At 72.4% G+C, this 24,832-nt stretch carries 22 protein-coding genes and 1 tRNA gene; 8 read left to right on the top strand and 15 right to left on the bottom strand.

Annotated elements, in window-relative coordinates:
- Positions 1–351: 351 nt before the first annotated feature.
- From pheA to ACWEK3_RS00250, 7 genes are all read right to left on the bottom strand, one after another.
- On the bottom strand, positions 352–1,284 hold the full coding sequence (gene pheA, locus ACWEK3_RS00280) for a prephenate dehydratase (RefSeq protein WP_450540820.1): 933 nt from the start codon (positions 1,282–1,284) through the stop codon (positions 352–354).
- A gap of 108 nt (positions 1,285–1,392) precedes the next feature.
- A complete protein-coding gene (gene efeB / locus ACWEK3_RS00275) occupies positions 1,393–2,691 on the bottom strand; it encodes an iron uptake transporter deferrochelatase/peroxidase subunit (RefSeq protein ID WP_450540822.1) in 1,299 nt (432 codons plus the stop codon).
- Positions 2,692–2,699: 8 nt separating this feature from the next.
- Complete coding sequence (locus ACWEK3_RS00270) at positions 2,700–4,694, bottom strand: copper resistance CopC/CopD family protein (RefSeq protein WP_450540824.1); 1,995 nt, start codon at positions 4,692–4,694, stop codon at positions 2,700–2,702.
- A 13-nt stretch (positions 4,695–4,707) separates the two neighbouring features.
- Positions 4,708–5,181, bottom strand: coding sequence for a copper chaperone PCu(A)C (locus ACWEK3_RS00265; RefSeq protein WP_390725581.1), 474 nt, complete (start codon positions 5,179–5,181; stop codon positions 4,708–4,710).
- Positions 5,178–5,828, bottom strand: coding sequence for an SCO family protein (locus ACWEK3_RS00260; RefSeq protein ID WP_388730312.1), 651 nt, complete (start codon positions 5,826–5,828; stop codon positions 5,178–5,180). The genes ACWEK3_RS00265 and ACWEK3_RS00260 overlap by 4 nt, the downstream gene beginning before the upstream one ends.
- 93 nt (positions 5,829–5,921) lie before the next feature.
- Positions 5,922–6,653, bottom strand: a complete 732-nt coding sequence (locus ACWEK3_RS00255) for a YcnI family copper-binding membrane protein (RefSeq protein ID WP_450540826.1) — start codon at positions 6,651–6,653, stop codon at positions 5,922–5,924.
- Positions 6,654–6,821: 168 nt separating this feature from the next.
- Positions 6,822–7,688: a hypothetical protein gene (locus ACWEK3_RS00250; protein ID WP_450540828.1), complete on the bottom strand. Its 867-nt coding sequence runs from the start codon at positions 7,686–7,688 to the stop codon at positions 6,822–6,824.
- 222 nt (positions 7,689–7,910) lie between these two features.
- Here ACWEK3_RS00250 and ACWEK3_RS00245 point away from each other — a divergent pair, with 222 nt between their 5' ends.
- Entirely contained in the window at positions 7,911–8,363 is a 453-nt protein-coding gene (locus ACWEK3_RS00245) for an ATP-binding protein (RefSeq protein ID WP_361421145.1), read from the top strand.
- Positions 8,364–8,448: 85 nt separating this feature from the next.
- On the opposite strand, the gene pdxR is transcribed toward ACWEK3_RS00245, so the two are convergent.
- The 3 genes from pdxR to ACWEK3_RS00230 form a co-directional block, all read right to left on the bottom strand.
- The gene (gene pdxR, locus ACWEK3_RS00240) at positions 8,449–9,813 is read right to left on the bottom strand and encodes a MocR-like pyridoxine biosynthesis transcription factor PdxR (RefSeq protein ID WP_453248567.1); all 1,365 of its coding nucleotides are present in this window, start codon (positions 9,811–9,813) and stop codon (positions 8,449–8,451) included.
- Positions 9,814–9,911: 98 nt separating this feature from the next.
- Positions 9,912–11,393, bottom strand: a complete 1,482-nt coding sequence (locus tag ACWEK3_RS00235; RefSeq protein ID WP_450540832.1) for an aminopeptidase P family protein — start codon at positions 11,391–11,393, stop codon at positions 9,912–9,914.
- Positions 11,394–11,469: 76 nt separating this feature from the next.
- Complete coding sequence (locus ACWEK3_RS00230) at positions 11,470–13,005, bottom strand: PP2C family protein-serine/threonine phosphatase (RefSeq protein ID WP_450540834.1); 1,536 nt, start codon at positions 13,003–13,005, stop codon at positions 11,470–11,472.
- A 503-nt stretch (positions 13,006–13,508) separates the two neighbouring features.
- Between ACWEK3_RS00230 and ACWEK3_RS00225 the strand changes: the two genes are divergently transcribed.
- The gene (locus ACWEK3_RS00225) at positions 13,509–14,174 is read left to right on the top strand and encodes a bifunctional DNA primase/polymerase (RefSeq protein WP_376405872.1); all 666 of its coding nucleotides are present in this window, start codon (positions 13,509–13,511) and stop codon (positions 14,172–14,174) included.
- Between the two features lie 54 nt (positions 14,175–14,228).
- Positions 14,229–14,831, top strand: coding sequence for a hypothetical protein (locus ACWEK3_RS00220; RefSeq protein WP_450540835.1), 603 nt, complete (start codon positions 14,229–14,231; stop codon positions 14,829–14,831).
- 256 nt (positions 14,832–15,087) lie between these two features.
- On the opposite strand, the gene ACWEK3_RS00215 is transcribed toward ACWEK3_RS00220, so the two are convergent.
- From ACWEK3_RS00215 to ACWEK3_RS00205, 3 genes are all read right to left on the bottom strand, one after another.
- A complete protein-coding gene (locus tag ACWEK3_RS00215) occupies positions 15,088–16,053 on the bottom strand; it encodes a DUF5926 family protein (protein WP_450540837.1) in 966 nt (321 codons plus the stop codon).
- Positions 16,054–16,267: 214 nt separating this feature from the next.
- The gene (locus tag ACWEK3_RS00210) at positions 16,268–16,906 is read right to left on the bottom strand and encodes an ATP-binding protein (RefSeq protein ID WP_390873001.1); all 639 of its coding nucleotides are present in this window, start codon (positions 16,904–16,906) and stop codon (positions 16,268–16,270) included.
- 69 nt (positions 16,907–16,975) lie between these two features.
- Positions 16,976–17,803, bottom strand: coding sequence for a glycerophosphodiester phosphodiesterase (locus tag ACWEK3_RS00205; protein ID WP_450540838.1), 828 nt, complete (start codon positions 17,801–17,803; stop codon positions 16,976–16,978).
- Positions 17,804–18,058: 255 nt separating this feature from the next.
- Between ACWEK3_RS00205 and ACWEK3_RS00200 the strand changes: the two genes are divergently transcribed.
- Together ACWEK3_RS00200 and ACWEK3_RS00195 are read left to right on the top strand one after the other, a co-directional pair.
- Entirely contained in the window at positions 18,059–19,495 is a 1,437-nt protein-coding gene (locus tag ACWEK3_RS00200) for a S1C family serine protease (RefSeq protein ID WP_450540839.1), read from the top strand.
- A gap of 62 nt (positions 19,496–19,557) precedes the next feature.
- Positions 19,558–19,644, top strand: a tRNA-Ser gene (locus ACWEK3_RS00195).
- Between the two features lie 141 nt (positions 19,645–19,785).
- Here the strand turns inward: ACWEK3_RS00195 and ACWEK3_RS00190 are convergent.
- Together ACWEK3_RS00190 and ACWEK3_RS00185 are read right to left on the bottom strand one after the other, a co-directional pair.
- Positions 19,786–20,445: an NADPH-dependent FMN reductase gene (locus ACWEK3_RS00190; RefSeq protein ID WP_361424600.1), complete on the bottom strand. Its 660-nt coding sequence runs from the start codon at positions 20,443–20,445 to the stop codon at positions 19,786–19,788.
- 146 nt (positions 20,446–20,591) lie between these two features.
- A complete protein-coding gene (locus ACWEK3_RS00185) occupies positions 20,592–21,476 on the bottom strand; it encodes a bifunctional DNA primase/polymerase (RefSeq protein ID WP_453248566.1) in 885 nt (294 codons plus the stop codon).
- 366 nt (positions 21,477–21,842) lie between these two features.
- On the opposite strand from ACWEK3_RS00185, the gene ACWEK3_RS00180 reads away from it, so the two are divergent.
- From ACWEK3_RS00180 to ACWEK3_RS00170, 3 genes are all read left to right on the top strand, one after another.
- Positions 21,843–22,154 (top strand): hypothetical protein, encoded by a 312-nt coding sequence (locus ACWEK3_RS00180; RefSeq protein WP_453248565.1) that lies wholly within the window; start codon positions 21,843–21,845, stop codon positions 22,152–22,154.
- A 332-nt stretch (positions 22,155–22,486) separates the two neighbouring features.
- Positions 22,487–23,044 carry a SigE family RNA polymerase sigma factor gene (locus ACWEK3_RS00175; protein ID WP_453248564.1) on the top strand — a complete coding sequence of 186 codons (558 nt, stop codon included), beginning with the start codon at positions 22,487–22,489 and terminating at the stop codon, positions 23,042–23,044.
- Between the two features lie 118 nt (positions 23,045–23,162).
- Complete coding sequence (locus ACWEK3_RS00170; protein WP_450540843.1) at positions 23,163–24,818, top strand: long-chain fatty acid--CoA ligase; 1,656 nt, start codon at positions 23,163–23,165, stop codon at positions 24,816–24,818.
- Positions 24,819–24,832 lie beyond the last annotated feature (14 nt).

The following is a 24,832-nucleotide window of genomic DNA, read 5'->3' as shown; positions in this document are numbered from 1 at the left end:
TCCACAGGAATCCACACCCTCCGGAGAGTTATCCACAGGCTGTGTGGAAGATCTGTGGATTTCGGAATTGATCACTCCGGAAGCGTTGTGCGGAGGGAGGAATTCCTGTCTTGAGGTGCCCGGACGCCCACTTTCGGTGGAAAGGGGTCGCCCCAAAAGATGAACCAAAGGAGACGAGTGGACGAAGGGTGACCTGTGGGGCCTCGACCGATCTTGGGGCCCGAAGGGCGATTTGTCGACCGAGTCCCCATTGGGTGTCGACTTGTCCCCAGGTCGAGAGGGAGGGGTGTGGATAACTTCTGTGGACAACCAACATCCGCGGGCAGCACCGGCCGGAAGCGGCACAGCCGGCTAGAAACGGCCGTCCTGGCAGTGTGCCACCCAGTCCGCCGCCGCCACGAACTCCTGGTCCGAAGTCCCGGCCAGCAGAGGCCGTACGTCCGCCGTGTCGCCGTCCGCCCGCGGGTACGAGCCCAGGAAGCGCACCTGGAGGCAGATCCGCTTGAGGCCCATCAGGGCCTCCGCCATCCGGCGGTCGTTGATGTGGCCCTCGGCGTCGACGCAGAAGCAGTAGTTGCCGATGCCGGCGCCCGTCGGGCGGGACTGCAGCAGCATCAGGTTGATACCGCGGGTGCTGAACTCGCCCAGCAGGTCGCGCAGCCCGCCGGGATGGTCGTCGCGCTGCCACAGCACCACGGACGTCTTGTCCGTGCCGCTCGGCGCGGCGGGCCGCGCGGGCCGGCCGACCAGCACGAACCGGGTCTGCGCGTTCTCCGCGTCGTGGATGTCCGTCTCCAGGGGCACGAGCCCGTACCGCGCGGCCGCGAACTCACCGGCGAACGCGGCGTCGTAGCGGCCCTCCTGGACCAGGCGGGCGCCGTCCGCGTTCGAGGCGGCCGACTCCCAGACGGCGTCCGGGAGGTTCGCCGAGAGCCAGTTGCGCACCTGCGGCTGGGCGGCCGGGTGGGCGGTGACCGTCTTGATGTCAGACAGCGTCGTACCGGGCCTGACCAGCAGCGCGAAGGTGATCGACAGCAGCACCTCGCGGTAGATCATCAGCGGCTGGCCCGCGACCAGCTCGTCGAGCGTGGTGGTGATGCCGCCCTCGACGGAGTTCTCGATCGGCACGAAGGCGGCCTCGGCCGCGCCGGCCCGGACGGCGTCCAGCGCCGACTGCACGGACACGTACGGAACCAGTTCCCGCGTGGCCGTCTCGGGAAGGGTGCGCAGGGCGACTTCGGTGAAGGTGCCCTCGGGGCCGAGATACGCATAGCTCGCTGGCATGACCTCACCCTAATGGCCTCGGCCGGACCCGGCTCGCGTGTCTCATGGAAGCCCCTCCCCCGGGTGAACCGGGTGTGACGGGTGTGATCGCGCCGGCTCCCGCCGTGCTCACCCCTCCAGCAGCCGCTGCCCCACGTACTCGCCCTTCGCCGCCCCGCCCGGGACCGCGAACAGACCGCTCGCCTCGTGCCGGATGTACGCCGACAGCGCGTCGCCGCGGTCCAGCTTGCGCTGCACCGGTACAAAGCCACGCAGCGGGTCCGCCTGCCAGCAGATGAACAGCAGGCCCGCGTCCGGGGCACCGTCGGCGTCGAAGCCGTCGTGGTAGGAGAAGGGGCGCCGGAGCATGGCAGCGCCCCCGTTCTGGTCGGGCCGGGTGATCCGGGCGTGGGCGTTGACCGGGACGACGTAGGTGCCGTCCTCGCCGGTCTTCTCCAGGTCCATCGCGGTCGTCTCGGTGGAGCCGCCGAGTGGCGCCCCGTCGGACTTGCGGCGCCCGATGACGTTCTCCTGCTGGGGGAGCGACAGCTTCTCCCAGTCGTCCAGGAGCATCCGGATACGGCGTACGACGACGTAGGAGCCGTTCGCCATCCAGGCCGGATCGCCCTTCGCGGGCACGAAGAGGCGCTGGTCGAAGTCCGGGTCGGCCGGCTTCGGGTTGCGGGTGCCGTCGATCTGCCCCATCAGGTTGCGGGCCGTCATGGGCCGCGCGGTGGCTCCGGGGGAGCGGTTGAAGCCGTTCATCTGCCAGCGGACGCGGGCGGCGCCATCCGCGTCCTTCTGGAGGGCGCGCAGGGCGTGGAAGGCGACCAGCGCGTCGTTCGCGCCGATCTGCACCCAGAGATCACCGTTGCTGCGGGCCTTGTCGAGCCGGTCGGAGGAGAAGTCGGGCAGCGGGTCGAGAGCACCGGGCCGCTGCCGGCGCAGATCCGTCCGGTCGAAGAAGGAGTGGCCGAAGCCGAAGGTGACCGTCAGCGCCGAGGGGCCCGCGTCCCGTGCCACGTCGGTGTCGTCGTGCGCGGTGGGCTCACCCGCCATCAGCCGCTCGGTCGTCGCCGACCAGCGGCGCAGCAGCGCGGCGGCTTCCTTGCGGCCCGCTCCGGGCGCGAGGTCGAAGGCGACGAGATGGCCGCGGGCCTGGAGGGCGTCGGTGATGCCGGGCTGATGTTTCCCGTGAAACATCGCCCGGTCGGCGCCGAGCGAGGTGAGCGGGGTGGCACCGGCGGGCGCCGCCGTGTAGCCGAGGCCCGCGCCGGTCGCGCCGAGGACGAGCCCGGTGGCACCGGCCGTGCCGAGCAGCCGTCGGCGCGACACGCCCGCTCCTGCGGCGGTGCCGGCCCGCGCGGACGCGGTCGCCGCGGGCGAGGGGGCCGGGGAGGTGGCCTCCGGGGTGGACTGGTCGGTCATGGTGCGGTTCAGCCGATCTGCGCGTTCTTGGTGACGGTCACCTGGTCGATGTCGGAGGTCCGCACGGTCACGGCGACCTGCCAGTCGCCCGCCATGGGGATCTGCACTCCGCTCGCCACCCAGTGTCCGGTGGTGACGTACTCGGGGTTGACCGGGAGCGGTCCGAGGTCCTTCGCGGCCAGCGTGAAGGCGATCTTGAGCTCGGTGATGTCGCGGAGGCGCCCGTTCGGCCCGAGGGCAAAGATGTGCAACTCGTTGCCGCCCACGCGCGCGGGGTCGATGTCGATCCGTACGACGCCCTTGCCGTCCTTGCCGCCGGTGTCGAACGGCATGTCGAGGGTGACCGCGCCCACCCCGGAGGGCGAGGACGAGGACGCGGGGGACGACGTGGCGGTCCTGGCCTCCGTCTCCGTGCGCCCTGGTTCGGTCTGCGTCAGCACGGTGGTGACGGCGAGCAGCACGACGGCGACACCCGCTTCCATCAGCACGGACCGGCGCAGCCCGAAGCGGTGGGGGTCGGCGTCCCGCAGCTGCTTTCGCCGCGCGGTGTCCACGGCGGCCTGCTGCCGGGCGAGCTGGGCGGCCCGCCGGGCGGCCTCCCCCTTCGCCGCCTTCCCACCGGGCTCGGCCTTGTCGCCGCCGGCCTTCCCGGTTCCGGTCTTTCCGGCCCCACCCCCGGTCTTCACAGCCCCGGCCTTCGCGTCCGGGCCGGGATTCTTGCCCGCGGTCGCCGCGACCTTCGCGCGTGCCTTGGCCGGGGCCTTCGCGGCGGCCGTCTGCGCCAGTCGGCCCGTCCAGCGGCGGGAGGTCCAGGCGACGCCGACCATCAACGCCACCAGACCGATCTTGACGAGGAGCAGCTGTCCGTAGCGGGTGTCGGTGAGCGCCGACCAGGAGCCGACCTGGCGCCAGGACTGATAGGTGCCGGTCACGACCAGGGCGAGGACGGAACCGAAGGCGACTCGGGAGAAGCGGCGTACGGCCGCGGTCTCGACCGGGGTCTCGGCGGGCGCCCGGTACAGCGCGACCAGGAGGGCGACGAGACCGCCGAGCCAGGCGGCCACGGCGAGCAGGTGGACGACGTCGACCGGCATCGCGATGCCCGGCTGGAGCCCGGTCGAGGCGTGCTCGGACATGGCCCAGCTGGCCGCGAGCCCGACGGCGACCACGGTGCCGCCGATCGCGAGCCCGAAGGTCAGATCGCGCTTCTCGTCGTCCGTGCGCTTCTGGTACTCCCCGAAGAGCACCGCGACGAACAGCGCCGCCGCGGCGAGCAGCAGCAGCCGGGAGACGAGGGCCGCCCCGGTCCTGGTCTGGAGCACCTGCCCGAGGAGCGTCAGGTCGAAGACGTCCCCGATCTTTCCGGAGCTGGTGTAGGAGCCGCGCAGGAGCAGCAGCGCGAGTGTGGCCGAGGTGAGCGCGACCCAGCCGGAGACGATGAGCCGCTGCACCGCCCGCACTCCCGAGCCGCGCTGCCAGCAGGCCAGTACGAAGGCGGCACCGCCGGCCAGGACGACGAAGCCGGCGTACGACACGTACCGCCCGAACCCGTAGAGCCCGCCGACGATCCCGCCGCCCGCCGTCTGGTCGCCGACCGCGGCGGTCGTCTTGGAGGGGGCGCCGATGGAGAAGGTGTAGGCACCGCCGACGGGGTGGCTGTCGGCCGAGACCACCTGGTAGGCGACGGTGTAGGTGCCGTCCGGCAGCCCGCTGCGCAGTCGCACGGCGTACGTCGTCCCGCTGACCTCGGTGGGCTTGCCGGTGTCGACGCGATTGCCCTTGGGGTCCAGGACGCGCAGCGAGTTGTCGCTCAGGGCGACCTGCTCGGAGAAGGTCAGCGACACCTGGGCGGGCGCCTTGTCGACCACCGCCCCCTGCTGCGGATCGCTGCCGGTCAGCGCGGCGTGCGCGGAGGCCGGGGCGGCTCCGGCGAGGAGCACGCCGGCGACGGCCATGAACAGCAGCATCAGGGCCCGGATGCGTGGGGCGATGGTCTGCGACAAGGTGGTCCCTCCCTCAGTGTCCGGTCGCGGGGTTGTACGTGGCCGATTTCACCGGCATCTCGACCTTGACGGTGCCGGATTCGGCGAAGTGCAGTTCGACGAGGACCGTCTGGCCCTGCCGGGGCGCGCGCTTCAGCTTGTCGAACATCAGGTGGTTGCCGCCGCTCTCGAACACGAGCCGCCCGTGGGCGGGGACGGTGAGGGGGCCGGCCTCCGTCATGACCCCGCCGGCTGTCTGGTGCACGGTGACGTCCTCGGCCTCGGCGCTGGTGACCGAGGTGAGTTCGTCCTTGGCGCCGCCCTTGTTCTCGATCGTCAGGAAGCCTGCCGCCATCGCGTCCGACACCGGCTGGGGCATGTAGGCGGAGTGGACGGACAGTTCGGCCTTCGCGTCGCCGGTCCCGGAGGACGCGCCACAGCCGGACAGCAGGGCGGTACCGGTCAGGGCCGCGGCCACGAGTGCCGCCGCCGGTGCCGGCCGCCTCACGGGTTCTCCCCCTTGACGATCCTGGGGAGGTCCTTGGTGTAGTCGTCGACGGTGGCGTCCTCGCCGTAGAGGACGTACCCGGCGTCGGTCTTCGGGGAGAACGCGATCACCTGGGTGCCGTGCATCGAGACGAGCTTGCCGTTCTTGTCCTTCGTGGTCGGCTCGATGGAGATGCCCAGGGTGCGCGCGCCGGCCTGGATGGTGGAGAAGTCGCCGGTCAGTCCTATGAACTGCGGGTCGATCATCTTGAGCCACTTGCCGAGCTCGGCCGGGGTGTCGCGGTCCGGGTCGGTCGTGACGAACACCACGCGCAGGTCGTCCTGCTCGGCCTTGGGCAGCGCCTTCTTGGCGACCGCGATGTTGTTCATGGTCAGCGGGCAGGCGTCGGGGCAGTGGGTGTAGCCGAAGTAGACCAGCGTCGGGTGGCCGGCGGTCTCCTTGCGGAGGTCGTACTGCTTTCCCCGGGTGTCGGTGAGGACCAGGTCCGGCTTCTCGAACGGCTGGTCGAGGACGGTCGCGGCCTTCTGCGAGGTGTCCTCGGAGACGACGGCGACGGGCTTCCCGCCGTCGCTGCCGCTGCCGCACGCGGAGAGGGTCATGGTGGCCGCGGCGAGCAGGGCGGCCGCGACGAAGGTCTTGTTGCGCATAGAGAAATGTCCCAGATGTGAGAACTCCGGCGCGCACCGGGGGCCGTACGCGAGAGTCGCACGACCCCCGGAGCGCGTGACGGACGAGCCGGATCAGGCGGTGGTGCGCCTGCGGCCGGCGAGTACGCCGTAGGCCACGCCGGCCGCGCCGACGAGGATGCCGAGGATGCCGAGGACGCGGGCGGTGGTATCGCTGCCGCTCTTGGAGGTGTCGGCGGCGGTGGCCTGGGCGGCGGGCTTGGTGTCGGCGGCGGCGTCCTTGGCCGACGCGTCGTGTCCGTCACCCTCCGAGGCCGCGGTCAGCTGAAGCACCGGTGCCGGGTTGTCCGGCTCGGCCTGGCCCTTCTGCGGCACCTCGATCCAGCGCACGACCTCCTTGTTGGAGTACGTCTGGATCGCCTTGAAGACCAGCTGGTCGGCGTCCTCGGGCAGCGTGCCGATGGAGACCGGGAACTTCTGGAAGAAGCCGGGCTTGATGCCGTCGCCGTCGGCGGTCCAGGTGACCTTGGTGACGGCTTCGGAGATCTTCTTGCCGTGCATCTCCAGCGGCTTGTCCAGCTGGGACTTGGTGACGTCGATCTTCCAGCCGGTCATCGGCTGCGGCATCACGGAGGCCAGCGGGTGGTCGGTCGGGAAGTTGACCTCGATCTTGGTGGTGGAGGCGTTGTCGCGCTCGTTGGGGACCTTGAAGTCGACGACGGCGTAGCCGCCCTTGGCGGCGGGGCCCTCCGGCTGGACGCTGACGTGCGCGAACGCGGGGGCGGACAGGGCGAGGACGGCCGAGCCGGCGACGGCGGCGGTGGCGACGAGTCGAGAAGCCTTCATAGGGGGTGCACTCCGCATCGGGTGAGTTCCGGTGTCTGAGGGGGTGCGCGTGCGGGGCGGGACCGGTGCTCCCGGTGTTCCCGCCGGACGGGCACGCGCGCGCGTGCCGCACGACGGCGGCCGCTCCCCCGGCGGAAACCCGCTCGGTGGGCTGGTGGTCGCGTCGCGTCAGGCAGCGAGGACGAGTGCGGCGGCGGTCGGCGGGCCGCGGCGGATCACCGTGTGCTGGAGTGCGGTGGTGTGCGGGGTGAGCGGCGCGGAGTCGGCGGTGCGCCGGAAGCGCGGGCCGGTGCCGGCCGTCGTGGGCGGCCCGGCGCACAGGGCGCGCACCAGGGCGAGCGCCCCGCGCAGGGACCGCACGAGCGCGGCCTCGGCGACTCCGTGCGCCGACAGCTCGATCAGCCGCAGCAGGGCCAGGTCGCCGCGCCGCAGCACCCAGCCCGTGGCGACGGCGGCCAGGACGTGGACGAGCAGCATCGGCAGGGACGGCAGCAGCGCGGCGGCCGCGCCGATGGGGAACGGGGAGTCCGCCGGGTGGTGCGGGGCGCTCGGGCCCGTGCCGGCGCCGCCGTAGGCGTGTGCGTCGACGAGTATCCGGTAGGCCTGGGCCGGGCTGATCGCGGCGGCGGTCGCCCCGCACGCGTACCGGGCGGCCTGCTGGACGAGCTCGGCGTCGGACAGCACGGGCAGCGAACCCGTCGGTCCCGTCGATCCCGTGGAGCCCATGGTCGTGGCACCGGAGGCCATGGCGCCCATGCCGCTCTGCCCCATGCCGAACAGGCTGTGCAACACGGTCTGGCCGACCACGAGCAGCGCCGCGATCCCCGGCAGGGAACGCGCGCGCCCGGCGAGGGGCGCCACCACGACCAGCGCCCCCAGGAACCCCGCGCCCAGCGTCCACAGCGGCACCGCGGCGCAGGAGGCCAGCGTGTGCCCGGCCGCGGCCAGCACGACGCAGACCGCGGCGAACACCGCGGCCCGCAGGATCCGGAGACCGCGTCCGGCGGGTGCCGTGCGCGGGCGGGGGGCAGACATGGCGGCCTCATCATCCCACTGGACCCGGGCCCGCCGTACGGCAGGTCCACAAGATGCGGTAGATCCGGAAGATCACGTTCTGATGCCGTCGGCCCGCACATACACCGATTCCCCGCCCCGCCGCGTCCGCCGATCGGACCGTGTCGTGTCAACGCCGTGCTTATGGCAGGGCACTCGGGGCAATACGTAACGGTATGTCGAGCCGCGCCGGGAGGCTGGAGCATGAGCATCTGGTGGTCACTCCATCTGCGGCGTGACGCCGCGAGCGTGCCGCTCGCGCGGCGACTGCTGCTCGGCACCATGGAGACCGCGGGCGTCGACCCCGACATCTCCTACGACCTGTCCGTGGCCCTGAGCGAGGCCTGCGCGAACGCGGTGGAGCACGGCGGGGACCCCGAATCCTCCGGCGGGTACCGCGTCACCGCCTTTTTGGACGGGGAGAAGTGCCGCATCGAGGTGGCCGACGCGGGCCCCGGCTTCCCGCCGGCGGGCCGCGGCCGCCGCCGCCCGGTCCGCGCCGCGCGCGCCGAGGCCGAGCACGGCCGCGGCCTGTATCTCATCCAGGAACTCGCCGACCACGTCCACATCCGCAACAGGCCGGGCCGGGGCGGCGCGGTGGTGAGCTTCGACAAGATCCTCAAGTGGCGCGAGGACGCCCCGCTGGTGGCGGTGTAGCGCGGCCGGTCGCGGTGCAGCGCCGCGCGGGACGCCGGCCGGGAGTCCGGGCGTGTCCCGGGTCGGGCGGCGGGGCGGAACCCCCTCAGGCGCCGGCCAGGAGCTTCGCCAGGGCCTCCAGGGCCTCGGGGTAGACCCGTTCCCGGGGGGTGCCGTAGCCGACGACCATGCCCTGGGGGCGCTCCTCGCCGGGGGTGTGCCAGTGGTCGGCCAGACGGCCGAGGGCCAGGCCCACCGCCTCCGCGCGGGCCAGCGTCTCCGCTTCGTCGGCGACGTCCACCAGGGCGTGCAGACCGGCGGCGATCCCGCGCACCCGGCGGGAGTCGAGGCGGTCCAGGAGCTGGTCCCGGCGGCGCCGGTAGCGAAGACGGCACGCGCGTATGTGGCGGTCGTAGGCATGGCTGTCGATCAGCTCGGCGAGCGCCAACTGGCCGATGGTCTCGGTGTGGTGGTCGCTGTGCAGCTTGGCCTCGGCCACCGCGTCGACCAGGTGCGGCGGCAGCACCATCCAGCCCAGTCGCAGGGCCGGCCCCAGGGTCTTGGAGGCGGTGCCCAGATAGGCGACCTGACCCGGCGCCATGCCCTGGAGCGCGCCCACCGGCTGGCGGTCGTAGCGGAACTCGCCGTCGTAGTCGTCCTCGACGATCAGCCCTCCACGCGCGCGTGCCCAGTCGGTCAGCGCCCGCCGCCGCTCCGGGTGCAGGGTCACGCCGGTCGGGTACTGGTGCGCCGGGGTGACGACGACGGCCCTCTGCTCGCCCAGGTCCTGGGCGCACACACCGCGTTCGTCGACCCGGACCGGCGCCACGCTGCCGCCCGCCCGCCGCACCACCTCCCGGTGGAAGGGCAGCCCGGGGTCCTCCATGGCGACCTCGGCCCCGTCCAGTACGCGGGTGAGGAGCGCCAGCCCCTGCACGTACCCCGAGGTGATGACGATCCGCTCGGGCGGAGCGATCACTCCGCGCGCCCGCCCCAGATAGCCCGACAGCGCCGTGCGCAGCTCGATCCGGCCGCGCGGGTCGCCGTAGTCGTACGTCAGCGAGGGCGCCGTCGCGATGGCCCGGCGCAGTGCCCGCAGCCAGGCCGCCGCCGGGAAGGTGCCGACGTCCGGGCTGCCGGGCCGCAGGTCGAAACGGGGAGCACGCGCGCGTGCCGCCGCTCCCGGCTCCTGCGCGTCGATGGCCGGCAGGGCGGCGACCCGGGTGCCCGACCCCTGCCGCGCCGTCAGATAGCCCTCGGCGACCAGTTGGTCGTACGCCGCCTTCGCGGTGCCCCGCGAGATGCCGAGTTCGGCGGCCAGCCGGCGGGTCGCCGGCAGCCGTGTCCCGGGCGACAGCCGCCCGTCCCGCACCGCGTCGCGGAGCGCCTTCTCCAGTCCCGCCCGGCGGCCCGCCGCCGCGTCCGGTTCCAGATGCAGGTCCAACCCGGCACCGGACCAGAAGTCCTCCACGAGAACCCTCCCCCTAGGTACGTGAATGCACGTCCGGGACCCGCGCCCCGGCACGGGAAGGCCGGGCACCGCGCGGGTACCCGGCCTTCGGACCCGTATCAGCTCTTCAGCGACGCCATCCAGGCCTCGACCTCGTCGGAGCGGCGCGGCAGGCCGGCCGAGAGGTTGCGGTTGCCGTCCTCGGTGACCAGGATGTCGTCCTCGATGCGGACGCCGATGCCGCGGTACTCCTCCGGCACGGTCAGGTCGTCGGCCTGGAAGTACAGGCCCGGCTCGACGGTGAGGACCATGCCCGGCTCCAGCGTGCCGTCGACGTACGTCTCGGTCCGCGCGGCGGCGCAGTCGTGGACGTCCATGCCGAGCATGTGGCCGGTGCCGTGCAGCGTCCAGCGGCGCTGCAGACCCAGCTCCAGGACCCGCTCGACCGGGCCCTCGACCAGGCCCCACTCGACGAGCTTCTCCGCGAGCACGCGCTGGGCGGCGTCGTGGAAGTCGCGGTACTTGGCGCCCGGCTTGACCGCCGCGATGCCGGCCTCCTGGGACTCGTACACCGCGTCGTAGATCTTCTTCTGGATCTCGTTGTACGTGCCGTTGACGGGCAGCGTGCGCGTGACGTCGGCGGTGTAGAGGGTGTGCGTCTCCACGCCCGCGTCCAGCAGGAGCAGGTCGCCGGAGCGGACCGGGCCGTCGTTGCGCACCCAGTGCAGGGTGCAGGCGTGCGGGCCGGACGCGCAGATGGAGCCGTAGCCGACGTCGTTGCCCTCGACGCGCGCGCGGAGGAAGAACGTTCCCTCGATGTAGCGCTCGCTGGTCGCCTCGGCCTTGTCGAGGACCTTCACCACGTCCTCGAAGCCGCGCACGGTGGAGTCGACGGCCTTCTGCAGCTCGCCGATCTCGAAGTCGTCCTTGACCACGCGGGCCTCGGAGAGGAAGACCCGCAGCTCCTCGTCGCGCTCGGCGGTGACCTTGTCGGTCAGGGCGGCCTCGAGGCCGGCGTCGTAGCCGCGCACGACGCGGACCGGGCCGGTGGCCTCGCGCAGCTTGTCCGCCAGTTCGCGCACGTCGGAGGTCGGGATGCCGTACAGAGTCTCGGCCTCGCCCAGGGAGTGGCGGCGGCCGACCCACAGCTCGCCCTGGCCGGAGAGCCAGAACTCGCCGTTCTCACGGTCGGAGCGCGGCAGGAGGTAGAGCGTCCCCCGGTGCCCGTCCGCGGTGGGCTCCAGGACCAGGACGCCGTCCTCGGTCTGGTTGCCGGTGAGGTAGGCGTACTCGACCGAGGAGCGGAAGGGGTACTCGGTGTCGTTCGAGCGGGTCTTCAGGTTGCCCGCGGGGATGACCAGGCGCTCGCCGGGGAAGCGTGCGGACAGTGCGGCGCGGCGGCGCGCGGTGTGCTCCGCCTGCTCGACCGGCTCCAGGCCGTGCAGCTCGGTGTCGGCCCAGCCGGACTTCATGTTTGCGGCGAGCTCGTCGGACACGCCCGGGTACAGGCCGTTCTTCCGCTGCTTGATCGGTTCTTCTTCGGCGGTCTCCGGGGTCTCCGGCAGCTCCTGCGCCACGGTCTTCCTCCTCGATACAGCCATTGGGCCATCCCCCATCGTACGGTCGTGCGGAAGGGGGCCAGAGGCGGAAGCACCTGTTACCGGGTCACCGGGCGGCCTACTCGAAGCACGCCGCCAGCAGCGCCACGTCCTCCGCGCCGTCGGTCACGTCGAGACCGTTCGGCAGGACCGTGTGCAGGACGTGGTCGGCGACGGCCCCCGGGTCGTGTCGCAGTGTCCGCGGGACGCTCGCCGCGGCCGTGTGCAGCCGGGCGAAGGCGCGGTCCACGGGATCGCCGGTGCGGTGCAGCAGCCCGTCGGTGTAGAGCAGCAGCGTCTCGCCCGCGGCCACCTGGAACTCCACGCTCGGCGCCTCCCAGCAGGAGAGCATGCCCAGCGGCGCGGACACGGAAGTCTCCACGAACTCCGTGCGCCGTTCGCCGAGCAGCAGCGGGGGGCAGTGCCCGGCGCCCGCCAGGGTGATGCGGCGCAGCGCGGGTTCGCAGTAGGCGAACAGGGCTGTGGCGGAGCGGGCGGGCTCGGTCAGCCGCAGAAGCAGTTCGAGGTCGGACAGGACGGCGACGGGATCCTCGCCCTCCATCACCGCGTACGCCCGCAGGGACGCCCGCAGCCGGCCCATCGCGGCGATCGCGCCGGGCCCGGCGCCGGTGACCGCGCCGACCGCGAGGCCGAGCGCGGCGTCGGGCAGCGGCAGCGCGTCGTACCAGTCGCCGCCGCCGCGTGGCCCGGTGCGGTGCCGGGAGGCGAGCCGGACGCCAGGGACGCGGGGCAGCCGGGAGGGCAGCAGCTCCTCGTAGACCGTCGCCATGCACGCGCGCGTGCGCTCGGTGTCGAGCAGGCGCGCCAGGTGCTCGGTGGCGAAGCGGAGGTAGAGGCCGGCGAGGTGGCGCTGCCGCTCGGCCGGCTCGGCGGGCTCGTCGTAGAACCAGACGGCGGCGCCGAGGCGGCCGGCGGTCTCGGTGGACAGGGGCAGCGCGTAGCTGGCGGCGTAGCCGAGGCGGTCGGCCACCTCGCGGTGGCGCGGATCGAGGCCGTCCTCGGCGAACAGGTCGGGGCGCACGACCTCGCCGTCGCCGCCCGGCAGCCCGGCCGCGGTGTCGAGGAGCGTCCCGTAGGGCATGGCGCTGCGCGGCACGGTCTCGATGTGGCCGAGATCGGCCCGTGCGAGGCCGAGGCCGATGGTGGTGTCGGGGCCGAGTCCGTCGTCCGGTTCGAGGACGGCGAGACCGCGCCGGGCGCCGACGAGGGCGGCGCCGGCGCGCAGCAGTTCCTTCAGGGCGGCGTCGAGGCCGCTCGTACGGGCCAGCCGTTCGGTGAGCTCGTTCAGGGTGGTGAGGTCGGAGACCCAGCCGGCGAGCCGGTCCTGGAGGAGGGCGCCCGGTGGGCGGGGCGCGTGCGGGCCGGACGGACCGCTTGGGGAGGGGTCCGGGACGGCGGGCGAGGGCGCGACAGTGTGTGCGGGTGCCGGAACCGTCGAATCGATTCCAGCCACTTTCGGAGGGTGGGGGGCGTTCATGGCGTCCGGCTTTCCGACCGGTGCGTATTGCTCAAAAGCATCGCAAACCCCCATGTCATTCTGCGCCGCCAGCAGTGTCTCCACATGTACACGCACTCGTGAGGGGATGTCCAGCATTGTCCTGCCGGGTTTCCTGGTGTCAGAGGGCTTCTCGGGGTCTTCTTCCCCACCTCTTGCGAAAAAGGGAAGTTGGCTTGAAACTGCCTCGGGTGACGGCCTGTTGCGGTCGACTGGGCTTGCTCGACAGAGCGTCACAGCGGTCGTGATGGGTACGTACTCGGTGAAGGCCAGGGGTGGTTGGGTGCTACCCGGAACCTGGCGACGGACCCGGGCGTCTTAGCCACCGACGGCCGTGCCCCATCCTTGCGCGATGGAGGCGGAGAGCAGAACACAAGACGGCATAACGCCACGCTCCGCCACCCCGCGCCACGCCCATGCTTCTGGTAGACGCAGTATGGACGGGGCTGCCGTGGAAGCAGCCGATGCTCGGCCCATAGGGGTTCCCCGTGCCTGAAGGCAGGGGTGTGATGCGCCAACAGGTACGCACAGTGCAGTGATCGACACATGGTGTGAGTGGTCCACGGTGTTGCCAGCGGTGCAACGGAAAGGAACGAGCGCTCATGCGCGAGATCCCCGGAAGGCGACGCAGGCTCCCGTCCCAGCACAGTGACGGGGGGCCTGAGCCGATCAGCGCGGCCCTGACTTTCGCGACCCGGTGGCAGTGGCCCGTGCTACCGGGCGTGGCACCGGATCCGCGGCGCAGCGGCCGCTGCGGCTGCCCCGACCCGGAGTGCACGGTACCCGGCGCGCACCCCTTCGAACCCGGCCTCCTCGCGGCCACCGCCGACGCCCGCATGGTGCGCTGGTGGTGGACCAACCGGCCCACCGCGCCGATCGTCCTGGCCACCGGGGGCAAGGCCCCCTGCGCGGTGAGCCTGCCGGCCCTCCCGGCCGCCCGCGCCCTCACGGCGCTCGACCGCGTCGGCATGCGGCTCGGCCCGGTCGTGGCCTCGCCCACGCGCTGGGCGATCCTCGTCAAGCCGTACTCCATGGAGCAGTTGGGCGAACTGCTCTACGCCAAGGACTTCGTCCCCGGCTCCCTCCGCTTCCACGGCGAGGGCGGCTACCTCGCCCTGCCCCCCTCCGAGACCGGGGCCGGCCCGATCCGCTGGGAGCGTGCCCCGCTGCCCGGTTCCGCCTCGCCCTGGGTGCCCGATGTGGAGGCCGTGGTCGACGCGGTGGTGGAGGCCCTCACCCGTACGGGTGTGAGCGCCCCCGAGTTCTAGGGGTGTCGTGGCCGGGCGGGCGAAGCGCCCGCCCGGGGCCGTTATCGTCCCCGCATGCTGCGTCGTTCCGCCGGACCCGGAGGCCGAGTGCCGCGCGGCGGCCCCGATCCCCAGCGCGTCCGGCTGCTCGCCTTCCTGGGCGTCGTCGGCTGCGCCGTCGTACTGCCGCTGGCCGGGGCGTCCGCGGGCCAGGTGGGCGACCGGAGCGGTACGGACGCCCGGTCCGCGGTGCGCTCCCTGCCGCCCGGCGACGACAAGATGCCCTCCGCCGCGCCCGCCCGTTCCCCGCTGGTGCTCGGCCTGGGGCTCGCGACCGCCGCGCGCTGCGGCCCCGAGATCACCTCGCCCGACGGGGTCGAGGCGCAGACCTGTGTGCTGATCCAGGGCCAGGACACCTGGGCGCGCACCTACTACCGCAACACGACGGGACGGCCCCTGGACGCCTACCTGACCCTGATGGGTCCGGGCGAGCGCAATGTACGGACGCACTGCGCGCCGGCCGGGGGCGGGGAGCCGGAGACCTGTGAGACACCGCGGGAGCGCAGCCGGGGGACGGCGGCGGAGTACAGCGCGGTCGCGGAGTTCGCAGAGCGCGGCGTACGCGCTGCGCTCCTGCTGCGATCCGGGAGCAACTCGCCCACGACAACGGGCGGTTGACGTCCGACTGCGCTGGGTGAGCGGTGGCGGACACGTAAGCGCCCGGTTGCTGGCGACGGGGGATGCACCAGCAACCGGGCTACTGGAACGGTAACAAGAGATCGGCAGTTCGCAAATTCGATCCCGGCTTTCCAGTCACCGGGTGGACGGCCTTTCCGGTCACCGACTCGCCTGAGCCGTCCGCCGGTTGTGACCGGGGTCACCCGATCTGTCCGAGCTGGGCGGCCTACCGGAGGGCCGGCCGCCCGGCCGTCGCTCAGCTCAGCGTGACCTGGCGGTTGGTCAGGCCGCCGCGGGCCCGGCGCTCGTCCCCGGTCAGCGGCGTCTGTGTGGCCAGCGCGGCGGCCAGTTGCTCGGCGAACTCGGCCGCCGGCTTCTCCACGTCCTGGGCGCCCATCTCGCTCGGCAGGTCCCACACGGGCACGATGAGGCCGTGCGCCCGGAAGGAGCCCACGAGACGGGTGCCTTCACCGAGGTTCGACCGGCCCGCCGCGTGCAGCCGCGCGAGAGCGTCCAGAAGCTGCTCCTCCGCGTGCGGCATGACCCAGCGCAGGTGGTTCTTCTCCGGCGTCCGGCACCAGTACGCCGCCTCGACGCTCTCCAGGCGCACGGTCGGAATCGCCGCCGCGTTGGCCCGCTCCAGGGAGGCGGTGACCTCCGGCGTCGCGTTCTCCGCGTCCGGCACCCAGAACTCGAAGCCCTCGTGCACCACCGGCTCGAAGGGGGCCTCGAGGTCGAGCAGGTCCTGAAGCCGCGGGCCGTCGGCCGGGGCGCGGCGGCCCTGCACCGGGGTGCCGGGCTTGGCCTCCAGGGCGCGCAGCAGGGTGTCGGCGAGGTCGCGGCTGATGTCGCCGGACGCCGTGTCGTTCTGGAGGCCGAGCAGCACCGAGCCGTCGTCGCGGCGCAGTGCGGGCCAGGCCATCGGCAGGACCGTGGCGAGCGTGATCGCCGGGACGCCGTCGGGCAGGCCGTCGCGGAGCGCCAGCCCGGCCGTGGCGGCGGGGACCAGCTCGCGCAGCGCCACCCAGTCGCACTCGCCGGGCAGTCCCTCGAAGGGCCGCTGCACCAGCTCGGTCACCGCGTGCGCGGCGACTCGGCCGTGGCAGGCCTTGTACCGCCGGCCGCTGCCGCACGGGCAGGGCTCGCGCGCACCGACGACCGGGATCTCTCCATCCGTGAGCTGCGGGCGCTTGGCCTTCGTCTGGGGTCGCTTCTTGGCCATCTGGGTGTCTCCCGGTTACGGCTCGTCTCGTACGGCGCGAGCCTAGCCGTTCACGCCGTCATCGACGGGACCCTGTGGACGCGGCGGCGGAGTGGCGGGGAACACCTCCGAACGGCGGGGAACGCCGGGGGACGGGGAGAGCCGGCCCGGCCCCGTGCGCCCGGGCCCGCGGCCCGACCCGGGCATCGCCCGGGCGCGGCGCACGCGTGCGTGTTCAGTCCAGGTCGCCGAAGGCGTCCGTGAAGCCCAGATCGGGCAGCGCCGACACGGGCGGTGCGGTGATCCGGGAGGCGAAGTCGTCGCGACGGTGGCCGGCGTCCGGGTCGTGCACGTCGTCGTGGACGACCACCCATACGGTGACCTCGCCGCCGACGCCGTCCCGTACCCCCCAGTCGTCGCAGAGGGCGGTGATGATGTTGAGCCCGCGGCCACCGTGCGCGGTGACCGAGGGGGTGGCCGGGGATGGGCGGGTCGGTCCGCCGCCGTCGGTCACCTCGACGATCAGGCTGCCGCCCGCGTCCACCCGCCATGCGGCCCGGACGTCGCCGTCGCCCGCCAGGGCGCCGCGCAGCGGCCGGCCGTGCTTGCAGGCATTGCTCAAGAGTTCGGAAAGGATCAATACGGCGTCGTCGATGACCGGTTCCGCCACGCCACCGCTGCGCAACTGATCACGCATCCGGTGTCTTGCTTCCCCCACGCCCGCAGGGCCATGGGGTACGGCCATGCTCGACGACGTGGGCACCTCCTGTGCCACCACCAACGCCACCCCCGAGACCTCCTTCGCCCCACGCCACGGTGTGGATGCCCCACCGGCCTGTACCGGAAACCGGCCGAATCGCGTCCGGCGACGCATTTGGAACATCCGATCACTCACCGAACGCGCCGGAGCGCTCCCTGTCATCGTGGCTGGACCGGTGGCCGGTCAGCGGCCGAGCCGGTTCAGGACCGCGCGCGGGCGGTTGGTGATGATGGCGTCCACCCCCAGATCCACGCAGAGGCCGACGTCCTCGGGATCGTTCACCGTCCACACGTGCACCTGGTGTCCCGCCTGCTTGAGCCGCTCCACGTACGCCGGCTGGTTGCGCACGATCCGGATCGAGGGCCCCGCGATCCCGACGCCCGCCGGCAGCCGCCCGTCCCGCAGCCGCGGTGAGACGAACTGCATCAGATAGACCGTCGGCAGGGCCGGCGAGGCCGCCCGCACCCGGTGCAGGGAGCGCGCTGAGAAACTCATCACACGCACCGGCGACCCCGCGGCCGAGGCCGGGGCGTCCAGTCCGAACCGCTTCAGAAGCGTCAGCAGCCGCTCCTCGACCTGCCCGGCCCACCGCGTGGGGTGCTTGGTCTCGATGGCCAGCTCCACCGGCCGCCCGGCGTCGGCGACGAGTTCGAGCAGCCGCTCCAGGGTGAGGACGGAGGTGTCCTCGGGGTCCTCGGGCCGCACCTCCCAGTCCGGCTCCTCGACCCGGCCACGCCAGGACGCGCGCGTGCGCCAGGCCCCGAAGTCCAGCGCGGCGAGATCGGCGAGCTCCAGGGCGGACACCGCTCCCCGGCCGTTGGACGTACGGTTGACGCGCCGGTCGTGCACGCAGACGAGATGGCCGTCCGCGGTGAGGCGTACATCGCACTCGAGGGCGTCCGCGCCGTCCTCGATGGCCTTCCGGTAGGCGGCCAGCGTGTGCTCCGGGGCGGCCTCGGAGGCTCCACGGTGGGCGACGACTTGGATGTGGTGCTGTCGTGCGTGGGTCACCGCGCCATGGTGCCACCGCGGCGGAATGGGCGGGACGGTGGGGAGCCGTCGATAATGTGTCTGTTTCATGTGAAATGACCTATATAAAGAATGTACCCGGACCCACAGCAACGGCTTATGGTGCTCTGACGGCCCGTGGGAAAAGCTGACTACGTACACACCTGCACATGCACAGCTGGAGCGCGCCGGGTCACCGGCGGGCATGGCTGGCCGAGTGCGACCGACAACAACAGCCGTGGACCAAGGAGAAGAGCTGTGAGCACCGAGAACGAGGGCAACACGGTACCCCCGGCGCCGTCCGCACCTCCCGTGCCGGTGGATACTCCCGCTGCTTCCCCGCACCCGGCCGCCCCCCAGGGCGGCCCGTCCGCACCTCAGCCCCCGGACGCGCCTCCGCACGTCCCGGGTGCCCACGGCGAGGCCGGCGCGCCCGCACCGCAGGTCCAGGGCTCGCCCGCCGACGGCTCCTGGCCGCCCCCGTCCCCCGCCGCGCCCGCCTACGGGGACGGCGGCGCGGGAGGCTCCGGCTGGGGCGCCGCGTACCAGCAGCACCAGCCCGCGCCCAAGCCCGGCGGCCGGCGCGGCGGCCTGGTCGCCGCGGTCCTGGTGGCCGCGCTCGTCGCCGGCGGACTGGGCGGCGGCCTCGGTTACACACTGGCCAGGAACGACGACAGCAGCTCCACCACGGTCTCCGCCTCCGACAACGGCGCCTCGCAGATCAAGCGGGACCCGAACTCGGTCGCGGGCGTGGCCGCCAAGGCCCTGCCGAGCACGGTCACCATCGAGGCCGAGGGAAGCGGCGGCCGGGGCGGCACCGGCACCGGCTTCGTCTTCGACACCCAGGGCCACATCGTCACCAACAACCACGTGGTGGCCGAAGCCGTCGACGGCGGCAAGCTCAGCGCCACCTTCCCCGACGGCAGGAAGTACGACGCCGAGGTCGTCGGCCACGCCCAGGGCTACGACGTCGCGGTCATCCGGCTCAAGAACGCCCCCTCGGACCTCAAGCCGCTCGCCCTCGGCGACTCCGACAAGGTGGCCGTCGGCGACGAGACGATCGCCATCGGCGCGCCCTTCGGCCTGTCGAACACGGTGACGACCGGCATCATCAGTGCGAAGAACCGTCCCGTCGCCTCCAGTGACGGCGGCTCCGACAGCAAGGCCTCCTACATGAGCGCCCTGCAGACGGACGCCTCCATCAACCCGGGCAACTCCGGCGGCCCGCTCCTTGACGCGCGCGGCGCGGTCATCGGCATCAACTCCGCCATCCAGTCCTCAAGCAGCGGCGGCCTCGGGGGCGCGGGTCAGTCCGGCTCGATCGGCCTCGGCTTCGCCATCCCGATCAACCAGGCCAAGTACGTCGCCCAGCAGCTGATCAAGACCGGCAAGCCCGTCTACGCCAAGATCGGCGCGTCGGTCTCCCTGCAGGACACGACCAACGGCGCCAAGATCACCGATCAGGGCGTCAGCGGATCGGCCCCGGTCGAACCGGGCGGCCCCGCCGCCGATGCCGGCCTCAAGCCCGGTGACGTCATCATCAAGCTCGACGACCGGGTCATCGACTCCGGCCCCACCCTCATCGGCGAGATCTGGACCCACAAGCCCGGCGACAAGGTCACCGTCACCTACAAGCGTGACGGCCAGGAGCGCACGGCGGACCTCACGCTCGGCTCCCGCGTCGGCGACAGCTGATCCCACGCGCGCCTGCCAACCCGTTAGTCTTGTCCCCGCGCCGCCGCGCACGAGCGGCGCGGGGTGGGTTGCCCGAGCGGCCTAAGGGAACGGTCTTGAAAACCGTCGTGGCAGCGATGTCACCGTGGGTTCAAATCCCACACCCACCGCAGCAGGTAAGAAGCTTGCAGGTCAGAAGGGGTGCCACTCTGCGGAGCGGCACCCCTTCCGCGTGACCTTGTCTCCCCCGGACTCACCGGTTTCCCCTCACTGACCAGGGCGTGCGGCCGACCTGCGGCCAACTCGCAGCGTCACGACTCGGCCCGCTGGGTGATGGCCGCCTCGGTGCGGTCTCCCAGGAACTCGTACCACCGGCGTTCCAGGCACACGTAGCGCACGTCCGCTTCGACGAGGCTCAGGAAACCCGACACCGTCTCGGTGAGTCGTTGCTGCAGCCCTGTGTCGGCCAGCGTCCCGTCCTCGGTGAAGGCCTGGTAGCTGTCGGCCAGGCTGAACATGTCCGGGTAGACGCGGGTGCCCAGGTGCTCCAGGGGAACCCTCAGGGCCCACAGCCCGCGGTTGCCGCCGATCAGGGACGGCGAGGCGGAGACGAGCATCGCGTGCTTGCTCTTGAACGGCTGCGGCCGGACACGGGAGACCCAGTCGATCGCGTTCTTCAGCACTCCCGGCACCGAGGCGTTGTACTCCGGCGAGGAGATGACGAAGGCGTCGCTCTGCTCGAGCCGGTCGCGCAGGGCGAGGGCGCCCTGCGGCAGCCCGTCGGTCGCCTCCATGTCGCCGTCGTACAAGGGCATGTCGAAGTCGTGCATTCCGGCGAGGTCGACGGTCGCACCGGTGTCGGAGATGAGCCGGGCCACGAGGGAGGCGAGGCGTGCGTTGGCCGAACCGGTCCGCAGTGCCGCGCCGAAGACCAGGAACCGGAGCGGGCCGGGAGGCGTGTCCGTGGGCATGGATCCGTCCTTCCGTCGTGGGGACGCGCCTCCAGTGGGGGCGCCCCACTGACCAGTGTGGTTCCGAGACCGCCGCCGTGCGACCGGCGGCGGAGCCGGCCGGGCCGATGATCCGGCGCCCGCTCGGGGCCGTTCTCGTCGGGGGCTCAGAGGTGGTGGCCCGTCAGGCGGGCCGCGGAGGCTATGGCCGCGCGGGCCTCGCGTTCGGTCAGGCCGGTGCGCAGGGCCGCGTCGACCAGCGGGGTGACGAGGGCGGGGCCGATGCCGTCCTCGTAGGCGCGGCAGGCGGCCCAGAACAGGCGGGTGTTGCGCTGGCCCTCGTGGGCGCCCAGGACGAACTGCACCAGGCCCTCGCCGCGCCGGCCCGCCGACGGCGGTACGGGGTGGCGGGCGGTGCGGGGCGGGGGGAGCAGAAGGCGCAGGAGGGCGCGCGGGCAGGGGGCCGGCGCGAGGTGCGCGGTGCCGGGGGCGGTGGCGTAGACGCCGTGTCCGGTCCGGGAGCCGGGGCCGACCAGGTAGCCGCCGGCGCCGCGGATGTCGATGCCGGGGGCCAGGCGTCCGGCCGAGTTGGGGACGACGACGTCGGGCGGCCCGCTCAGCCACAGGTGGCGGCCGCCGCTGGGGGTCAGGACGACCACCGTGGCGGGAATGGTGAACAGGTGGCGCAGGGCGAGCTCACGCAGGGCCGCCGAGGCGTTCGTGCCGGTCTTGGTGTCCAGATCGACGCCGATCAGATGGTGCGGCGGCAGTCCGCAGGCGATGCCGTAGCCGGTGGCCCAGGGGGCGGCTGCGAACAGTTCCCGGATGCGGGCCGGGTCGGTGGAGGCGTCGTACACCCCGTGGCCGAAGCGGCCGCACTCACCGTGGCAGGGCGGACCGGGCGGGCCCACCGGGTCGGGGCCGTCGCGGTGGGGGGAGCGCAGGGCCGGGAGTTTCGTCCGGGACAGGGGGATGACGGCCAGTCCGCGTTCGGCGGCTGACAGGGCGTGCGCGAGGGCCAGCGTCGTGGCCTGCCGGTCGATGGTGGCCATGCTTCCATGTTCGTACGCACGTTCGAAAAAGGAAAGGGGGCGGGCGCGGCACGCCGTGGGGCGGGGTTTTCGGGCGGCTTCGGGAGGAACGCCTCAGCCCTTGCGGCGCTTGGGGAGCAGTGGCCCGAGTCGCCCTCGTCGAAGCCTACGGGGGCAGGAAAGGTGGTGAAAGGGGTTTATCGATATGTCCTCACGCTTGCGTGCGAATCAGGCGTTCCGGGGTGGTTCGCCGGGTTCCGGTGGGCAACTCTGATCTCGCGACGTCGTGAGAAGGCCCGGGCGGTCGGCCAACTGCCCAGGTGAAAGCCGTACTTCACGTACTCCCCGGCAAGGCGGCCGGTGTGTACCTCGTACTGGAGGAGCAACATGGCAAGCATCCGTACCGCCCGTGTTCTCGCCGCCGCCGCGGCCATCCCCCTCGCCGCGGCGCTCTTCACCGGCGTCGCCGCCGCGGGCACGGGAGCCATCGCGGGCGACGGATCGAACGCGGGCGTCGCGGGCGTCGTCGGCAGCGGGGTCGGCCGCGACAACAGCGGCAACTCGTCCACCACGCAGCAGCAGGCGGTCGGCTCAGGCGCCTCGAACCAGAGCAACACCGCACAGGTCAACCGCTCCGCGTTCACGGCCATCCGGCAGGGCAACAAGAACGTCGTCATCCACTTCACCCGTCTGTGGTGAGCCGGGGCGGGCCGGCGCGCACTCTGGGGACCCGCCGGCCCTGACCCCCCTGGTGGGTGTGCTCGTGGGGACGTAACACACCTCTGCGCGGCGGTGCTTCGGCGCCGCCGCGCAGACGTGTTCCGTGCGACCGCCTCAGGTGGCCGCGCCCGGGGGGCCGGTCGCCCGGGATGCCGTCCAGGACGACCCCCAGGGGTGAACCCGCAGTACACATGCCCCGTTCCTCCACCTTCAGGAGGTGCGGTCGACCCCACCCCTACAACCTGAGGCGGACTCGGCTGCGGGACCTGCGGGCGATCCGCGGGAGCGGGTGCCGCTCCTAGCGTGGAGCCATGACCACACCCGTCTGCACCAGCGTGTCGAAAGCCGCCGTACCGGCGACCGGGACTCCGGCATACCCGTCCTTCGCGTCGTACGTGCGGGCCCGGCAGCCGCTGCTGCTGCGCACCGCCCGGTCGCTGACCGCGAACCCGAGCGACGCGGAGGACCTGTTGCAGACCGCGCTCACCAAGACGTACGTGGCGTGGGAGCGGATCGAGGACCACCGGGCCCTCGACGGCTATGTGCGCCGCGCGCTGCTGAACACCCGCACCTCGCAGTGGCGCAAGCGGAAGGTCGACGAGTTCGCCTGCGACGAACTGCCCGAGCCGGAGCCGGCGCCCGGCGCGACCGACCCGGCGGAGCAGCAGGCGCTGCGCGACGCCATGTGGCGGGCGATCATGAAGCTGCCCGCGCGGCAGCGGGCGATGGTCGTCCTGAGGTATTACGAGGACCTCTCCGAGGTCCAGACGGCCGAGGTGCTCGGAGTATCCGTGGGGACGGTGAAGTCGGCGGTGTCGCGGGCGCTCGGCAAGCTGCGGGAGGATCCGGAACTGGTGTGCGTGCGCTGACCGTTGGGGGAACGTTGTGTGATCGATCGTCCAGGCCTAGTGACATACCATGCGGTATGTGAGCAGAATCAGCGCAGCCCTTACCACCGCGTAGGCGACGCCGCCCCGGGAGGACGCCGTGCTGAGCACCATGCAGGACGTACCGCTGCTGATCTCGAGGATCCTGGCCCACGGGTCGACGATCCACGGGGCGTCGCAGGTGATCAGCTGGACCGGTGACGGCGAGCCGCACCGCCGCTCCTTCGCCGGGATCGGCGAGCGCGCGGCCCAGTTGGCGCACGCCCTGCGCGACGACCTCGGCGTCGCGGCCGACGACCGTGTGGCGACGCTCATGTGGAACAACGCCGAGCACGTCGAGGCGTACTTCGCGATCCCGTGCATGGGCGCGGTGCTGCACACCCTCAACCTGCGCCTGCCCGCCGAGCAGTTGGCCTGGATCGTCAACCACGCCGCCGACCGCGTCATCATCGTCAACGGCTCCCTGATCCCGCTGCTCGGCCCGTTGCTGCCGCACCTCAAGACGGTCGAGCACGTCGTCGTCTCGGGCCCCGGCGACCGCACTCCGCTCGACGGCTCCCACGCCCGGGTGCACGAGTACGAGGACCTGATCGCGGCCAAGCCGGTCACCTACGACTGGCCCGAGCTGGACGAACGCCAGGCCGCCGCCATGTGCTACACCTCCGGCACCACGGGCGACCCCAAGGGCGTGGTCTACAGCCACCGTTCGGTCTACCTGCACTCCATGCAGGTCAACATGAGCGAGTCCATGGGCCTGACCGACCAGGACACCACGCTCGTGGTCGTCCCGCAGTTCCACGTCAACGCCTGGGGCCTGCCGCACGCCACCTTCCTGTCCGGCGTCAACCTGCTGATGCCGGACCGCTTCCTGCAGCCGGCTCCCCTCGCCGAGATGATCGAGCGGGAGAAGCCGACCCACGCCGCCGCCGTGCCCACCATCTGGCAGGGGCTGCTCGCCGAGCTGACCGCCCGGCCCCGCGACGTCTCCGCCCTCACCCAGGTCACCATAGGCGGCTCGGCCTGCCCGCCCTCCCTCATGGAGGCCTTCGACCGGCTGGGCATGCGGGTCTGCCACGCCTGGGGCATGACCGAGACCTCCCCGCTCGGCACGGTGGCCCGTCCGCCGGCCCACGCGGTCGGCACCGACGAGGAGTTCGGCTACCGCCTCACCCAGGGCCGCTTCCCGGCCGGCGTCGAGGCCCGCCTGACCGGACCCGGCGGCGAACGCCTCCCGTGGGACGGCGAGTCCGCGGGCGAGCTGGAGGTCCGCGGACCGTGGATCGCCGGCGCCTACTACAACGGCCCCGGCGCCGAACCACTGCGCCCGGCCGACAAGTTCAGCGAGGACGGCTGGCTGAAGACCGGCGACGTCGGCACCATCAGCCCCGACGGCTTCCTCACCCTCACCGACCGGGCCAAGGACGTCATCAAGTCGGGCGGCGAGTGGATCTCCTCAGTGGAGCTGGAGAACGCCCTGATGTCCCACCCGGATGTCGCCGAGGCCGCCGTCGTCGCCGTCCCCGACGACAAGTGGGGCGAACGCCCGCTGGCCACGGTCGTCCTCAAGGAAGGCACCATCGCCGGCTTCGAGGCACTGCGCGTCTTCCTCCAGGAGGAGCGCGGGATCGCCAAGTGGCAGCTCCCGGAACGCTGGACGATCATCGAGGCCGTTCCGAAGACGAGCGTCGGCAAGTTCGACAAGAAGGTGCTGCGCAGGCAGTACGCCGCCGGAGAGCTGGACATCACCCGGATCTGACCGCGGACCGGACG

This window comes from Streptomyces sp. NPDC004721, assembly GCF_053601495.1.
The sequence above is the reverse complement of the archived record's forward strand: the minus strand, read 5'-3'. Positions and strand labels throughout refer to the sequence as shown.

Bases quoted from the DNA above. Each gene is read 5' to 3' on its own strand.
- pheA (WP_450540820.1), bottom strand. From the start codon at position 1,284: ATGCCAGCGAGCTATGCGTATCTCGGCCCCGAGGGCACCTTCACCGAA.
- efeB (WP_450540822.1), bottom strand. From the start codon at position 2,691: ATGACCGACCAGTCCACCCCGGAGGCCACCTCCCCGGCCCCCTCGCCC.
- ACWEK3_RS00260 (WP_388730312.1), bottom strand. From the start codon at position 5,828: ATGCGCAACAAGACCTTCGTCGCGGCCGCCCTGCTCGCCGCGGCCACC.
- ACWEK3_RS00255 (WP_450540826.1), bottom strand. From the start codon at position 6,653: ATGAAGGCTTCTCGACTCGTCGCCACCGCCGCCGTCGCCGGCTCGGCC.
- ACWEK3_RS00250 (WP_450540828.1), bottom strand. From the start codon at position 7,688: ATGTCTGCCCCCCGCCCGCGCACGGCACCCGCCGGACGCGGTCTCCGG.
- ACWEK3_RS00245 (WP_361421145.1), top strand. From the start codon at position 7,911: ATGAGCATCTGGTGGTCACTCCATCTGCGGCGTGACGCCGCGAGCGTG.
- ACWEK3_RS00235 (WP_450540832.1), bottom strand. From the start codon at position 11,393: ATGGCTGTATCGAGGAGGAAGACCGTGGCGCAGGAGCTGCCGGAGACC.
- ACWEK3_RS00230 (WP_450540834.1), bottom strand. From the start codon at position 13,005: ATGCTGGACATCCCCTCACGAGTGCGTGTACATGTGGAGACACTGCTG.
- ACWEK3_RS00225 (WP_376405872.1), top strand. From the start codon at position 13,509: ATGCGCGAGATCCCCGGAAGGCGACGCAGGCTCCCGTCCCAGCACAGT.
- ACWEK3_RS00220 (WP_450540835.1), top strand. From the start codon at position 14,229: ATGCTGCGTCGTTCCGCCGGACCCGGAGGCCGAGTGCCGCGCGGCGGC.
- ACWEK3_RS00215 (WP_450540837.1), bottom strand. From the start codon at position 16,053: ATGGCCAAGAAGCGACCCCAGACGAAGGCCAAGCGCCCGCAGCTCACG.
- ACWEK3_RS00210 (WP_390873001.1), bottom strand. From the start codon at position 16,906: ATGCGTCGCCGGACGCGATTCGGCCGGTTTCCGGTACAGGCCGGTGGG.
- ACWEK3_RS00190 (WP_361424600.1), bottom strand. From the start codon at position 20,445: ATGCCCACGGACACGCCTCCCGGCCCGCTCCGGTTCCTGGTCTTCGGC.
- ACWEK3_RS00185 (WP_453248566.1), bottom strand. From the start codon at position 21,476: ATGGCCACCATCGACCGGCAGGCCACGACGCTGGCCCTCGCGCACGCC.
- ACWEK3_RS00180 (WP_453248565.1), top strand. From the start codon at position 21,843: ATGGCAAGCATCCGTACCGCCCGTGTTCTCGCCGCCGCCGCGGCCATC.
- ACWEK3_RS00175 (WP_453248564.1), top strand. From the start codon at position 22,487: ATGACCACACCCGTCTGCACCAGCGTGTCGAAAGCCGCCGTACCGGCG.